The organism is Escherichia sp. MOD1-EC5495 (assembly GCF_002965965.1).
Taxonomy (GTDB): domain Bacteria; phylum Pseudomonadota; class Gammaproteobacteria; order Enterobacterales; family Enterobacteriaceae; genus Escherichia; species Escherichia ruysiae.
This window is the reverse complement of the sequence record NZ_PTRI01000007.1, coordinates 126,299-141,371: the sequence shown is the minus strand read 5'-3', so window position 1 is coordinate 141,371 and position 15,073 is coordinate 126,299. Positions and strand designations below refer to the sequence as shown.

Genomic DNA, 15,073 nt, shown 5'->3' with positions numbered 1-15,073 from the left:
TTCGAAAAACAAGTAATAATCCCTTCTGATATATTGCGATAAACTGCTTACCCTGAATATTCAGGGTAAGCGTAAGAGTTAAGAAAGAATTACAGCGGCTGGGTTTGCGCTTCAACCACGGCCAGCGCCACCATGTTGACGATACGACGTACCGATGCGATTGGCGTTAATACATGAACCGGTTTCGCCACGCCCATCAGCACCGGGCCGACGGTAACACCTTCTGAGCTAGAAACGCGTAGTAAGTTGTAACTAATGCGGGCGGCTTCCATATTCGGCATCACCAGAATATTAGCGGAACCTTTCAAGGTGCTGTCCGGCATCCGGTCGTTGCGAATCGCTTCCACCAGCGCCGCATCACCGTGCATTTCGCCATCAATCATCAGTTCTGGCGCACGCTCCCTGACCAGTTCCAGAGCTTTACGCATTTTGCTGGACGACGGGCAGTTTGAAGAACCGAAGTTGGAGTGCGACAGTAAGGCAACGCGAGGCTCAATACCGAAACGACGGACAGTTTCTGCCGCCATCAGCGTGATCTCCGCCAGCTCTTCTGCGTCTGGATCATCGTTGACGTAAGTGTCAGCAATAAAGGTGTTACCACTCGGCAGCAGCAGCGCGTTCATTGCGCCAGCGGTGTGAACGCCATCGCGATAACCAAACACATTTTTCACCACGCCGAAGTGTTCGTGATAATCCCCCACCGTACCGCAGATCATCGCATCGGCTTCACCACGCTGAACCATAATCGCGCCGATCACTGTCGGGTTACCGATCAGCGCACGCTGCGCCTGTTCCTGGGTGACCCCACGACGTTTCATGATCTGGAAGTATTCGCTCCAGTACTCTTTAAAGCGCGGATCGGATTCGTTATTGACGATCTCAAAATCAACGCCTGCTTTGATCTGCAAGCCCAGTTTCTGAATACGCATTTCGATCACGTTCGGACGACCAATAAGAATCGGTTTCGCCAGTCCCAGCGTTACCAGTTCCTGAGTCGCGTGCAAAACGCGCGCCTCTTCCCCTTCCGGCAGCACCACGCGCTTCGGCGCTTTGCGAGCCTGGGAGAAGATCGGCTTCATAAACAGGTTGGTTTTGTAAACGAACTCGGTCAGTTTGTCGATGTAGACGTCAAAATCGGCAATCGGACGCGTCGCCACACCAGACTCCATTGCCGCTTTTGCCACCGCTGGCGCAATCTTGACGATCAGACGCGGATCGAACGGTTTAGGAATGATGTATTCCGGGCCAAAGCTCAGATCCTGATCGCCATAGGCAGAAGCAACCACTTCGCTCTGTTCCGCATGAGCCAGTTCAGCAATCGCACGTACCGCCGCCAGTTTCATCTCTTCATTAATAGCGGTTGCGCCAACGTCCAGTGCGCCACGGAAAATGAACGGGAAGCAAAGGACGTTGTTAACCTGGTTCGGGTAGTCGGAACGACCAGTACAGATGATGGCATCCGGGCGCACTTCTTTCGCCAGCGGCGGCAGAATTTCCGGTTCCGGATTCGCCAGCGCCAGGATCATCGGCGCGCGAGCCATTTTCTTCACCATCTCCTGTGTCAGCACTTTCGGACCGGAACAGCCAAGGAAAATATCCGCGCCTTCAATTACATCGTCGAGGGTACGTTTACCGTCATCCACCACCGCGTAAGCGGCTTTGGTTTCCGCCATGTTCGGCTCTCGCCCCTGATAGATAACGCCTTTCGAGTCACAAACCACGATGTTATGTTTTTGCAGCCCCAGTGCCACCAGCAGGTTCATACAGGCGATTGCGGCCGCCCCCGCGCCGGAAACCACCATCCGCACGTCGGAGATGTTTTTCTCTACCACGCGCAATCCGTTGAGGATAGCGGCGGTGCTGATGATTGCCGTTCCGTGCTGGTCGTCGTGGAATACCGGAATGTTCATTCGCTGGCGCAGTTTTTGCTCAATATAGAAGCATTCTGGCGCTTTAATGTCTTCGAGGTTGATGCCGCCAAAGGTCGGTTCCAGCGCAGCGACCACTTCGATAAATTTGTCCGGGTCCAACTCATCGACTTCAATGTCAAACACATCAATCCCGGCGAATTTCTTAAACAGAACGCCCTTGCCTTCCATCACCGGTTTGCCTGCCAGCGCGCCAATGTTGCCTAACCCCAGCACCGCCGTACCGTTGGAGATCACCGCCACCAGGTTACCGCGCGCAGTATATTTGTAGGCTTTTAACGGATCTTTCTCGATTTCAAGACAAGGCGCGGCGACGCCAGGTGAGTAGGCCAGCGCCAGATCGCGCTGCGTTGCCAGAGGTTTAGTAGGAGAAACCTGGATTTTTCCTGGAACTGGAAATTCATGGAAATCAAGTGCACTTTGTTTTAACTGGTCATCCATTTGGTTGTTCCTTTCACGTAACGTTCACAAAAATGAGCGGGCAACTGCCTCAGCCCACAACATGGCGCACATTATTACCTTGCCGGAGCTTTCAGACTTTGAGCAAGTCCAAACTCTCCTCATCAAAATAATATTTTGGCAATAATCCTATAACACTGATGTTACCTGCTTAATCCAGCAATACCATGCCTGTCTGCTATGCTTTTTTGATGCGATTAGCGAAATTTCTCAGAAGTGTGAATTAACGCACTCACCTAACACTTTACTTTTCAAGGAGTATTTCCTATGAACGAGTTAGACGGCATCAAACAGTTCACCACTGTCGTGGCAGACAGCGGCGATATTGAGTCCATTCGCCATTATCATCCTCAGGACGCCACCACCAATCCTTCGTTATTACTCAAGGCTGCCGGATTATCACAATATGAGCATTTAATAGACGATGCTATCGCCTGGGGTAAAAAAAATGGTCAAACGCAGGAACAACAAGTGGTAGCTGCCTGCGATAAGCTGGCGGTCAATTTCGGTACAGAAATTCTCAAAATCGTACCCGGTCGTGTATCGACAGAAGTTGACGCACGCCTCTCTTTTGATAAAGAAAAGAGTATTGAGAAAGCGCGTCATCTGGTGGATTTGTACCAGCAGCAGGGCGTTGAGAAATCACGCATTCTGATCAAACTGGCTTCAACCTGGGAAGGAATTCGCGCGGCAGAAGAGCTGGAAAAAGAAGGTATTAATTGCAATTTGACGCTGCTGTTTTCCTTTGCACAGGCGCGCGCCTGTGCAGAAGCTGGCGTTTTTCTGATTTCGCCGTTTGTCGGGCGTATTTATGACTGGTATCAGGCGCGCAAGCCGCTGGCCCCGTATGTGGTGGAAGAAGATCCGGGCGTCAAATCGGTGCGTAATATCTACGACTATTTCAAGCAGCACCGCTATGAAACCATTGTGATGGGCGCAAGTTTCCGCCGTACCGAGCAAATCCTCGCTTTAACCGGTTGCGATCGTCTGACTATCGCACCGAACTTGCTGAAAGAGTTGCAGGAAAAAGTCTCGCCAGTCGTCCGCAAATTGATCCCGCCTTCTCAGACGTTCCCACGCCCTGCCCCCATGAGCGAAGCGGAGTTCCGTTGGGAGCACAATCAGGATGCGATGGCAGTAGAAAAACTGTCTGAAGGCATCCGCCTGTTCGCCGTTGATCAACGCAAACTGGAAGATCTTCTTGCCGCCAAACTATAAACCAGCCACGGAGTGTTATATGTCCCGAAAAGACCTTGCCAATGCGATTCGCGCGCTCAGTATGGATGCGGTGCAAAAAGCCAATTCTGGTCATCCCGGCGCGCCAATGGGCATGGCCGATATTGCCGAAGTGCTGTGGAACGACTTTCTTAAACATAACCCCACCGACCCGACCTGGTATGATCGCGACCGCTTTATTCTCTCCAACGGTCACGCGTCGATGCTGCTCTACAGTTTGCTGCATCTGACCGGTTACGACCTGCCGCTGGAAGAGCTGAAGAACTTCCGTCAGTTGCATTCGAAAACCCCAGGACATCCGGAGCTTGGCTATACGCCAGGCGTAGAAACCACCACGGGACCGCTGGGGCAAGGGCTGGCGAACGCGGTCGGACTGGCGATAGCGGAGCGCACGCTGGCGGCGCAGTTTAACCAACCGGACCATGAGATTGTCGATCACTTCACTTATGTGTTTATGGGCGACGGTTGCCTGATGGAAGGTATTTCCCACGAAGTCTGTTCGCTGGCGGGAACGCTGGGGCTGGGCAAGTTGATTGGCTTTTACGACCACAACGGTATTTCCATTGATGGTGAAACCGAAGGCTGGTTTACCGACGATACGGCAAAACGCTTTGAAGCCTATCACTGGCATGTTGTCCATGAAATCGACGGTCACGATCCGCAGGCGGTGAAGCAAGCGATTCTCGAAGCGCAAAGCGTGAAAGATAAACCGTCGTTGATTATCTGCCGCACGGTAATTGGCTTTGGTTCGCCTAATAAAGCGGGTAAAGAAGAGGCGCACGGCGCACCGTTGGGTGAAGAAGAAGTGGCGCTGGCACGGCAAAAACTGGGCTGGCACCATCCGCCATTTGAGATCCCCAAAGAGATTTATCACGCCTGGGATGCCCGCGAAAAAGGCGAAAAAGCGCAGCAGAGCTGGAATGAGAAGTTTGCCGCGTATAAAAAGGCTCATCCGCAACTGGCAGAAGAGTTTACCCGCCGGATGAGTGGTGGTTTGCCGAAAGAGTGGGAGAAAACGACTCAGAAATATATCAATGAGTTGCAGGCAAATCCGGCGAAAATCGCTACCCGTAAGGCGTCGCAAAATACGCTTAACGCTTACGGCCCCATGCTGCCGGAACTGCTCGGCGGTTCGGCGGATCTGGCGCCCAGTAACCTCACCATCTGGAAAGGTTCTGTGTCGCTGAAGGAAGATCTGGCAGGGAATTATATTCACTACGGAGTGCGTGAATTTGGTATGACCGCCATCGCCAACGGTATCGCGCACCACGGTGGATTTGTACCGTATACCGCGACGTTCCTGATGTTTGTTGAATACGCCCGCAACGCCGCGCGGATGGCGGCGCTGATGAAAGCGCGGCAGATTATGGTTTATACCCATGACTCGATTGGTCTGGGCGAAGATGGCCCGACGCACCAGGCGGTTGAGCAACTGGCCAGTTTGCGCTTAACACCGAATTTCAGCACCTGGCGACCGTGCGATCAGGTGGAAGCAGCGGTGGGCTGGAAGCTGGCGGTTGAGCGCCACAACGGGCCGACGGCGCTGATCCTCTCAAGGCAGAATCTGGCGCAGGTGGAACGTACGCCGGATCAGGTAAAAGAGATTGCCCGTGGCGGTTATGTGCTGAAAGACAGCGGCGGCAAGCCGGATATTATTTTGATTGCTACCGGTTCAGAGATGGAAATCACCCTGCAAGCGGCGGAGAAATTAGCGGGAGAAGGTCGCAATGTTCGCGTGGTTTCCCTGCCCTCGACCGATATTTTCGACGCCCAGGATGAGGAATATCGGGAGTCGGTGTTGCCTTCTAACGTTGCGGCTCGCGTGGCAGTGGAAGCAGGCATCGCCGACTACTGGTACAAATACGTCGGCCTGAAAGGTGCGATTGTCGGGATGACGGGTTATGGCGAATCTGCTCCGGCGGATAAATTGTTCCCGTTCTTTGGCTTTACCGCCGAGAATATTGTGGCAAAAGCGCATAAGGTGCTGGGAGTGAAAAGTGCCTGATGCCGGTTTGCCTGATGCGACGCTAACGCGTCTTATTAGGCCTACAAACCGCGCCGGACCGTAGGGCGGATAAGGCGTTTACGCCGCATCCGCCAGATGGCACTCAACGCGTGATCCAAAGCGTAGGCCAGGCATCTGGCCCATGCCAGTTATCGCAGGTGGGTTCGGCAGCGTAACGCACCAGACGAAAACGCTGGCCGTCAAAGCGCCAGCGAGTCTGAATACCACAATCACTTAATCCACGGCCTTTCGCTAATGTCACCAGTTCACGCGATTTTTCATCAAATGTCGCGTTCATCAGCTCCAGTTCATTCGTTTCCTGACCGTTGTTGAACGGCAAACGTAACCGTACCGGACGCGAGGCCAGCGGCTTTTTACGCGACACTATCCACGCCAGATCAATGATGTTATAGGCGCCCGCCTCACAGCTAATCATCATCAATGCTTTATCATCGGTCAGCGCAGTGACATTCACCTCACGACGCAACGGATCAAGCGAACAACGCAGACCATTCATCCGCCAGTTTCCATAATCCAGCAAATCGTTACGTTCTTCGAGTGAGAGTGGTGTCGGCGTTGGGTTAACTACCGCAACCTCTTTCAGCGCAGGCGCAGGCGGCACGCTGAGTGGCGGCTCATCCCCTTTCTTGATCCACGCAGTTTCACTACCCACGCGCTTTTGCTGGGCATCAATAAACAACAACGCCGCTTTTAATCCATTAAGAGAAATGGTCTGAGCGCCGTCGCGTAAGGTAATTGCCTTCCCTTCCTGAATCATCTGCAAAAACGCGGTGATGGTCTCTGTATCATCGGTCACTAATAACCACGGCGAAATCCGCCACTTGTCCCCGCTTAACGCCAGCGGCTCACCATCTAACAGCAGTCGTGGCGCTATCGCCTCTTCCGACGCATCCGGCGACTTCAACCCGCCGCGCTCAATACGCAAAACGGCATCGGTATGCGCCCCAGCACTGCGACTGAGAGTCATCACCAGTCCATTATGATTGCCTGTGTTGCGCGCTACGCAGAAATTTTGGTTGTTACAGGTGACCTGCCAGTCAGAAAACGTCCGTTGCGCTGGTGCTGCCCACGCTAAAGACGTCGGCAACAAAGCGAAAAAAAAGAGAAGGAAAATGCGATAGCGCATGGACGGTACGACCCCAGAAGTTCAAACAAACAGCACAAGTCGTATCTTCGTTGCGCAGGTAGCGCGGCTCAATCGGATTTATCGGATTGAGCCAATAATAAACAACGAAATATTATTGTTATTTTTCAGTCCATTAAATGTGACGATTGCAAATAGTTAAGCAATAACACCGTCTTACCGTCACGTATCTCGCCGGTTTTGATCATCTCCAGCGCCTGGCTGAACGGCAGCTCGAGCACTTCAATATCTTCATCTTCGACGCCGCCCCCCGCGTTAGCACGCTGACTGTCACTGTATTCGGCGATAAAAAAGTGGATTAGCTCGGTCACACCACCAGGCGACATGTACAGTTCAAATAATTTGCGTACTTCGCCAACCTCATAGCCCGTCTCTTCAATCGCTTCTTTGCGAATGCACACTTCGGGTTCGTCGTTGTCCAGCAACCCGGCACAAGTTTCAATCAATTGCCCGCTTTCATTGCCATTAACCCAGGTAGCGACGCGGAACTGACGAATCAGAACTACAGTCTTTTTCTTCGCGTTGTACAGGAGGATCGTCGCGCCATTGCCGCGATCGTAAACTTCACGTTTATGGCGGATAACTTCGCCATCTTTGCGGGTGAGATCGTAGGTAATGTTGTGCAGGGTGAAATAGTTATCGGAGAGAATTTTGTCTTTGATGAGGGTGATTTGTTGCGTCATACCGACTCCACAGCGCGAAATGAACAATTATCTTACGCTGTGAAGTCGGGTTTGTCTGCGGATGGAATTAGTGAGATTTGACTGATTTTATCCCCAGCCAGTCAATAATTCCCTGCGCCGCATGGCGCCCTTCCGCCATTGCAGTCACCACCAGATCCGCACCGCGCACGGCATCGCCACCAGCGAAGATTTTCGGGTTCGTCGTCTGGTAACGGTACTGACTTTCAACATCAGCCACGATGCGCCCCCATTTATCCACCGTTACACCGTGTGACTGAAGCCACGGCATATCATGCGGATTAAAACCAAACGCCATAATCACCGCGTCGGCTGGCATGACAAATTCACTGCCTTCCACCGGCACCGGACGCCGACGCCCTTGTGCATCCGGCTCGCCAAGACGCGTACGCAGGAAACGAATCCCGCAGACGTGACCTTGCTCATTCAGCTCAAGCGCCACTGGCTGGACGTTAAATTCGAAGTTAGCCCCCTCTTCGCGGGCGTTCTTCACCTCTTTTTTCGAACCGGGCATGTTAGCTTCGTCACGACGATAGGCACAGGTGACGTTACTTGCGCCGTGGCGCAGTGCGGTGCGCACACAGTCCATCGCGGTGTCGCCACCGCCCAGTACCACGACATTTAGCCCGGCGGTATTGATAAACGGCTCTTCCGGTAGCTCTTCAAGCCCCATCACCTGTTTAGTGTTGGCGATGAGGAACGGCAGAGCATCATAAACGCCCGGCGCATCTTCATTGGGTAAGCCCGCTTTCATGGAACGGTAAGTGCCGACGCCAACGAAGACTGCGTCGTACTGTTCGAGCAGCGAATCCAAAGAGACATCTTTACCCACTTCACAATTGAGTTTGAAGTGAATCCCCATTGCGCTGAAGATTTCCCGACGGCGCGCCATCAGCGATTTATCCAGTTTGAAAGAAGGAATGCCAAAGGTGAGCAAGCCACCGATTTCTGGATGGCGATCGTATACCGTCACCTCCACGCCGTTGCGTGTCAGGACGTCCGCACAGGCCAGCCCTGCCGGACCCGCACCGATAATCGCCACTCGCTTGTCCACTTTGGTGACATGGCTTAAGTCAGGACGCCAGCCTTTCGCCAGCGCCTGATCTGAAATGTAGCGTTCAATATTGCCGATAGTCACCGCACCGTGTTCGTCGCGAATAGTGCAGGCACCTTCACACAAACGGTCTTGCGGACAGACGCGTCCGGTAATTTCCGGCAGGGTGTTGGTCTGGTGAGAAAGCTCGACGGCGGCGTCGATATTTCCGCCTTTCACCAGTTCTATCCACTGCGGAATATGGTTATGCAGCGGACAGGTCCATTCACAAACGCTGTGCTCGCCGCACTTCAGGCAGCGCGAGGCTTCCCGTTGTGCCTGGTCGGCGCGAAACGGCAGATAAATTTCATCAAAGCCGGTTTTGCGCGCTTCAATTGCCAGTTTATCCGGCTCGCCGCGCGCGGGCGTTGCCTGCATTTGCTCGACTTTACTCATTACCGGCATTTCTTGTGCCGCTGTACTGGTATGCCACGGTTGATGTTCCTGACGTGCAGTGCGCAAGCGGCGGGATTTCGCTATGCCGGAGAGTGCGGCGTCGGTGACCAGTTGCAGCGCATCCGCCGGGCAGTTTTCGACACAGGCGGAGCCGTTTTCTCGCCCTACGCACAGGTCGCATTTATGTGCCGTGGCTTTCACTTTACCCGCTGTGACGGGTGTCAGGACAATCTGCATGGTGCCAAACGGACAGGCCACCACACAGGATTTACAGCCAATACACTTTTGCTGATTGACCTGAATGCTGTCATCAACATGGCTGATTGCGCCATTGGGGCAGCTACGGGCACAGGGCGCATCTTCGCAATGGTGACAGGTCACTGCACTACGTTGCTGCTGATGTTTGATAACCGTAATTCGGGGATGAAAATGGTGTTGGCTCAGGACATGTTGCTCATCATTGTGAGCCATGACACAGGCAATTTCACAAGCATGACAACCCAGACATTGCTGACTGTTGGCCATAATAAAACGATTCATAACGACCTTCTTTTTTGGTTGTAAAAACCTTATTCTTTATATGAGTGTTGTTATTACCCGACTTGCAGGGGAATCGGCAATGTCCATGTGCCCAGAACAAGTAACTATTTCGCTATAAACTGTGGCAGATCAAATAATCCCATCACTGACTAAATTGCGTTTCAACAATCTGGAACATTAATGATTTTATGTGGAGAAGACGCGTGTGATTGTTAAACGACCCGTCTCGGCCAGTCTGGCCAGGGCCTTTTTTTACATTGTGCTGCTGTCGATTCTTTCCACGGGTATCGCTCTGCTAACTCTGGCGAGCAGTTTGCGCGACGCTGAGGCGATCAATATTGCCGGATCGCTGCGTATGCAGAGTTACCGCCTGGGCTACGACTTGCAAAGTGGCAGTCCACAACTCAATGCGCATCGTCAGCTGTTCCAGCAGGCACTGCATTCACCGGTATTAACCAATCTCAACGTCTGGTATGTGCCAGAGGCAGTAAAAACCCGCTATGCGCATCTGAATGCCAACTGGCTGGAGATGAATAATCGGCTCAGCAAGGGTGATTTGCCGTGGTATCAGGCCAATATCGATAATTATGTCAATCAGATAGACCTGTTCGTGCTGGCTTTACAGCACTACGCTGAGCGCAAAATGTTGCTGGTGGTGGCGATTTCGCTGGCTGGCGGCATCGGTATTTTCACACTGGTCTTTTTTACTCTGCGCCGCATACGCCATCAGGTCGTTGCCCCACTGAATCAGCTGGTTACCGCCAGTCAGCGTATTGAACACGGTCAGTTCGACTCACCGCCGCTGGATACCAGCCTGCCCAATGAGCTGGGACTGCTGGCCAAAACCTTTAACCAGATGTCGAGCGAACTGCATAAATTGTACCGTTCGCTGGAAGCGTCAGTAGAAGAAAAAACCCGCGATCTCCACGAGGCCAAGCGCCGTCTGGAGGTGTTGTATCAGTGTTCTCAGGCGCTGAACACCAGCCAGATTGATGTGCATTGTTTCCGCCATATTTTGCAGATTGTTCGCGACAATGAAGCGGCTGAATATCTGGAGTTAAATGTCGGTGAAAACTGGCGGATTAGCGAAGGAAAGCCCAACCCGCAACTGCCGATGCAGATTTTACCGGTGACGATGCAAGAGACAGTTTACGGCGAGCTGCACTGGCAAAACAGCAACGTGTCGGCCTCCGAACCGCTGCTTAATAGCGTTTCATCGATGCTGGGGCGCGGTTTGTACTTTAACCAGGCACAGAAGCATTTTCAGCAGTTGCTGCTGATGGAAGAACGCGCGACCATCGCCCGCGAATTGCACGACTCACTGGCTCAGGTGCTTTCTTATTTGCGTATCCAGTTAACATTACTGAAACGTTCGATACCGGAAGATAACGCCACCGCACAAAGTATCATGGCCGATTTTTCTCAGGCATTGAATGATGCGTATCGACAGTTACGCGAGCTGTTGACCACTTTCCGCCTGACGCTGCAGCAGGCGGATCTTCCCTCCGCGCTGCGGGAAATGCTGGATACGTTACAAAATCAAACCAGCGCCAAACTGACCCTCGACTGCCGCTTGCCAACCCTGGCACTGGATGCGCAAATGCAGGTGCATTTGTTGCAAATTATTCGCGAAGCGGTGCTGAATGCGATGAAGCACGCCAATGCCAGCGAAATCGCCGTTAGCTGCGTCACCGCGCCGGACGGCAATCACACGGTCTATATTCGTGATAACGGGATTGGCATCGGTGAACCGAAAGAACCTGAAGGCCATTATGGCTTGAATATTATGCGCGAGCGCGCGGAACGACTGGGCGGAACGCTGACTTTTTCACAACCTTCCGGTGGCGGCACGTTAGTGAGTATTAGCTTTCGCTCTGCGGCGGGTGAGGAAAGTCAACTGATGTAATACCTCTTGTTGACCAAAGAATACGGGCACTTAAGGTTCAGTATAAAAGGGAATGATAATTTACATTATCTCCTTTTTTTCTCCACGATTGGCTCGTACCTTGCCGCTACAGTGAAGCAAGTCAAGCCTACAACGATACGCAGAAACACGAGGTCCTCTTTTAATGGCGAATTTCTTTATTGATCGCCCCATTTTTGCCTGGGTACTGGCAATCCTGTTATGTCTGACAGGGACCCTGGCTATTTTTTCATTGCCCGTTGAACAATACCCGGATCTCGCGCCGCCGAACGTGCGAGTGACCGCTAACTATCCCGGCGCATCGGCCCAGACGCTGGAAAACACCGTGACCCAGGTTATCGAGCAGAATATGACTGGCCTCGATAACCTGATGTATATGTCGTCACAAAGCAGCGGCACCGGTCAGGCATCAGTCACCTTAAGTTTTAAAGCTGGCACCGACCCAGACGAGGCGGTGCAGCAGGTACAAAACCAGCTGCAATCGGCCATGCGTAAACTCCCACAGGCAGTACAAAACCAGGGCGTGACAGTACGTAAAACTGGCGATACTAACATCCTGACCATAGCCTTCGTCTCTACCGATGGTTCGATGGATAAGCAGGATATTGCCGACTACGTTGCCAGTAATATTCAGGACCCGTTAAGTCGCGTTAACGGCGTTGGTGATATCGACGCCTACGGTTCACAGTATTCGATGCGTATCTGGCTTGATCCGGCAAAACTGAACAGCTTCCAGATGACGGCTAAAGATGTAACCGACGCCATTGAATCACAGAACGCGCAGATTGCGGTCGGACAGCTTGGCGGTACACCTTCTGTCGATAAACAAGCATTGAACGCTACCATTAACGCCCAGTCGCTGTTGCAAACGCCTGAACAGTTCCGCGATATCACCTTGCGGGTAAATCAGGATGGTTCGGAAGTGAAACTGGGCGATGTTGCCACCGTCGAAATGGGGGCGGAGAAATACGATTATCTTAGCCGCTTTAATGGTAAGCCTGCCTCCGGTCTGGGGGTAAAACTGGCTTCCGGCGCGAACGAAATGGCCACAGCGAAGCTGGTACTGAACCGGCTCGACGAACTGGCGCAATACTTCCCTCCCGGGCTGGAATATAAGGTGGCGTATGAAACCACCTCGTTTGTTAAAGCCTCCATTGAAGACGTGGTGAAAACCCTGTTAGAAGCTATCGCGCTGGTTTTCCTCGTCATGTATCTGTTCCTGCAAAACTTCCGCGCTACGCTGATTCCAACTATCGCCGTGCCGGTGGTGTTGATGGGCACTTTCTCCGTGCTTTACGCCTTCGGTTACAGCGTCAACACCTTAACCATGTTCGCGATGGTGCTGGCGATTGGTCTACTGGTGGATGACGCCATTGTGGTGGTGGAAAACGTCGAACGTATTATGAGTGAGGAAGGACTCACTCCTCGCGAAGCCACACGTAAATCGATGGGGCAGATCCAGGGGGCACTAGTCGGGATTGCGATGGTTCTTTCGGCGGTATTTGTACCAATGGCTTTCTTCGGCGGCACCACCGGAGCTATCTATCGCCAGTTCTCTATTACCATTGTTGCGGCGATGGTGCTGTCGGTACTGGTGGCGATGATCCTCACTCCGGCGCTGTGTGCCACGCTACTTAAGCCACTGAAAAAAGGTGAGCATCACGGGCAGAAAGGCTTTTTTGCCTGGTTTAACCAGATGTTCAACCGTAACGCCGAACGCTACGAGAAAGGGGTGGCGAAAATTCTCCACCGCAGCCTGCGCTGGATTGTGATTTATGTCCTGCTGCTTGGCGGTATGGTGTTTCTGTTCCTGCGTCTGCCGACGTCCTTCCTGCCACTGGAAGACCGTGGCATGTTCACCACCTCGGTGCAGCTACCCAGCGGTTCGACCCAGCAACAGACGCTGAAAGTGGTGGAACAGATCGAGAAGTATTACTTCACTCATGAGAAAGACAACATCACGTCGGTGTTTGCCACGGTCGGTTCTGGCCCTGGCGGCAACGGGCAAAACGTGGCGCGAATGTTTATCCGCCTGAAAGACTGGAGTGAGCGCGACAGTAAAACCGGCACTTCGTTTGCCATTATCGAACGTGCAACGAAAGAATTTAATAAGATTAAAGAAGCCCGCGTTATCGCCAGCAGCCCGCCGGCAATCAGCGGTCTTGGCAGTTCTGCGGGTTTTGATATGGAGTTGCAGGATCACGCCGGAGCGGGTCACGATGCGCTGATGGCTGCACGTAACCAGTTGCTGGCGCTGGCGGCGGAAAATCCGGAATTAACCCGCGTGCGCCATAACGGTCTTGATGACAGTCCGCAGTTACAGATTGATATCGACCAGCGTAAAGCTCAGGCGCTGGGCGTTGCTATTGACGATATTAACGACACGCTGCAAACCGCGTGGGGTTCGAGCTATGTAAATGACTTTATGGATCGCGGTCGCGTGAAGAAAGTCTATGTGCAGGCCGCCGCGCCGTATCGGATGCTGCCGGATGATATCAACCTGTGGTATGTGCGTAACAAAGACGGTGGGATGGTGCCCTTCTCTGCCTTCGCGACCTCCCGCTGGGAGACAGGTTCGCCCCGTCTGGAACGTTATAACGGCTATTCCGCAGTGGAAATTGTCGGGGAGGCCGCACCGGGCGTCAGTACCGGTACGGCGATGGATATTATGGAATCGTTAGTGAAGCAGTTGCCAAACGGCTTTGGCCTGGAGTGGACGGCGATGTCGTATCAGGAACGGCTTTCTGGCGCGCAGGCTCCGGCGCTGTACGCCATTTCATTACTGGTGGTATTCCTGTGTCTGGCGGCGCTGTATGAAAGCTGGTCGGTGCCGTTCTCCGTAATGCTGGTCGTGCCGCTGGGGGTCATCGGCGCGCTGCTGGCAACCTGGATGCGCGGGCTGGAAAACGACGTTTACTTCCAGGTGGGTCTATTAACGGTCATTGGTTTATCGGCGAAAAACGCCATCCTCATTGTCGAGTTCGCTAACGAGATGAACCAAAAAGGTCACGACCTGTTTGAAGCGACGCTTTATGCCTGCCGCCAGCGTTTACGCCCGATACTGATGACCTCGCTGGCGTTTATCTTCGGCGTACTGCCGATGGCAATCAGCAGCGGTGCCGGTTCCGGTGGTCAACATGCAGTGGGTACTGGCGTAATGGGGGGAATGATCTCCGCCACCATTCTGGCGATTTACTTCGTGCCGCTGTTCTTTGTGCTGGTACGCCGTCGTTTCCCTCTGAAGCCACGTCCGGAATAAGCAATAAAAAAGGCGACATGCCAACGTGTCGCCTTTTTCAACTTTCTGATAAAGAACCTGTTCATCAGGTTCTTTCATTTTACCTTCTGTCCTGGCAATTACTTGCGAAGCATAACTTCGATAAAGTCTTTCCAGTTCCCCAGTTCACGTTCAATCATAACAACCTCTCTTATAATTATGGGTATTCTACGGAAACAATATACCGTGGTGAAGCTAATTTATTCGATTGCAGTGATTACTACCTCCGGGGCAAAACCTATGTAAATACTATGGCCCTGAGACAGGGATTTTTATGTGATGCAAAGCAACATTTCAACAGATTCATACGGATTCTAATACTTGCTTAATTCTGTTTGAAATACATACA

9 protein-coding genes are annotated in these 15,073 nt (G+C 52.6%); 4 read left to right on the top strand and 5 right to left on the bottom strand.

From position 1 onward, the window contains the following. Positions 1–89: 89 nt before the first annotated feature. Entirely contained in the window at positions 90–2,369 is a 2,280-nt protein-coding gene (gene maeB, locus BEG40_RS07695) for an NADP-dependent oxaloacetate-decarboxylating malate dehydrogenase (RefSeq protein WP_000342665.1), read from the bottom strand. A 285-nt stretch (positions 2,370–2,654) separates the two neighbouring features. Between maeB and tal the strand changes: the two genes are divergently transcribed. Continuing rightward, positions 2,655–3,605 carry a transaldolase gene (tal, locus tag BEG40_RS07690; protein ID WP_105285169.1) on the top strand — a complete coding sequence of 317 codons (951 nt, stop codon included), beginning with the start codon at positions 2,655–2,657 and terminating at the stop codon, positions 3,603–3,605. A 19-nt stretch (positions 3,606–3,624) separates the two neighbouring features. Then, on the top strand, positions 3,625–5,628 hold the full coding sequence (tkt, locus tag BEG40_RS07685; RefSeq protein ID WP_105285168.1) for a transketolase: 2,004 nt from the start codon (positions 3,625–3,627) through the stop codon (positions 5,626–5,628). Between the two features lie 103 nt (positions 5,629–5,731). On the opposite strand, the gene BEG40_RS07680 is transcribed toward tkt, so the two are convergent. The 3 genes from BEG40_RS07680 to aegA all read right to left on the bottom strand — a co-directional run bounded on the left by BEG40_RS07680 (position 5,732) and on the right by aegA (position 9,523). Then, on the bottom strand, positions 5,732–6,775 hold the full coding sequence (locus BEG40_RS07680) for a DUF1176 domain-containing protein (RefSeq protein WP_105285167.1): 1,044 nt from the start codon (positions 6,773–6,775) through the stop codon (positions 5,732–5,734). Positions 6,776–6,900: 125 nt separating this feature from the next. After that, positions 6,901–7,476: a GDP-mannose pyrophosphatase NudK gene (nudK, locus tag BEG40_RS07675; protein WP_010350316.1), complete on the bottom strand. Its 576-nt coding sequence runs from the start codon at positions 7,474–7,476 to the stop codon at positions 6,901–6,903. A gap of 67 nt (positions 7,477–7,543) precedes the next feature. Beyond that, positions 7,544–9,523 carry a formate-dependent uric acid utilization protein AegA gene (gene aegA / locus BEG40_RS07670; RefSeq protein WP_105285166.1) on the bottom strand — a complete coding sequence of 660 codons (1,980 nt, stop codon included), beginning with the start codon at positions 9,521–9,523 and terminating at the stop codon, positions 7,544–7,546. Between the two features lie 205 nt (positions 9,524–9,728). On the opposite strand from aegA, the gene narQ reads away from it, so the two are divergent. Beyond that, positions 9,729–11,429: a nitrate/nitrite two-component system sensor histidine kinase NarQ gene (gene narQ, locus BEG40_RS07665; RefSeq protein ID WP_024212552.1), complete on the top strand. Its 1,701-nt coding sequence runs from the start codon at positions 9,729–9,731 to the stop codon at positions 11,427–11,429. 163 nt (positions 11,430–11,592) lie between these two features. After that, positions 11,593–14,706, top strand: a complete 3,114-nt coding sequence (gene acrD, locus BEG40_RS07660; protein WP_001263109.1) for a multidrug efflux RND transporter permease AcrD — start codon at positions 11,593–11,595, stop codon at positions 14,704–14,706. 98 nt (positions 14,707–14,804) lie between these two features. On the opposite strand, the gene ypfM is transcribed toward acrD, so the two are convergent. After that, on the bottom strand, positions 14,805–14,864 hold the full coding sequence (gene ypfM, locus BEG40_RS07655) for a protein YpfM (RefSeq protein WP_001386977.1): 60 nt from the start codon (positions 14,862–14,864) through the stop codon (positions 14,805–14,807). Positions 14,865–15,073 lie beyond the last annotated feature (209 nt).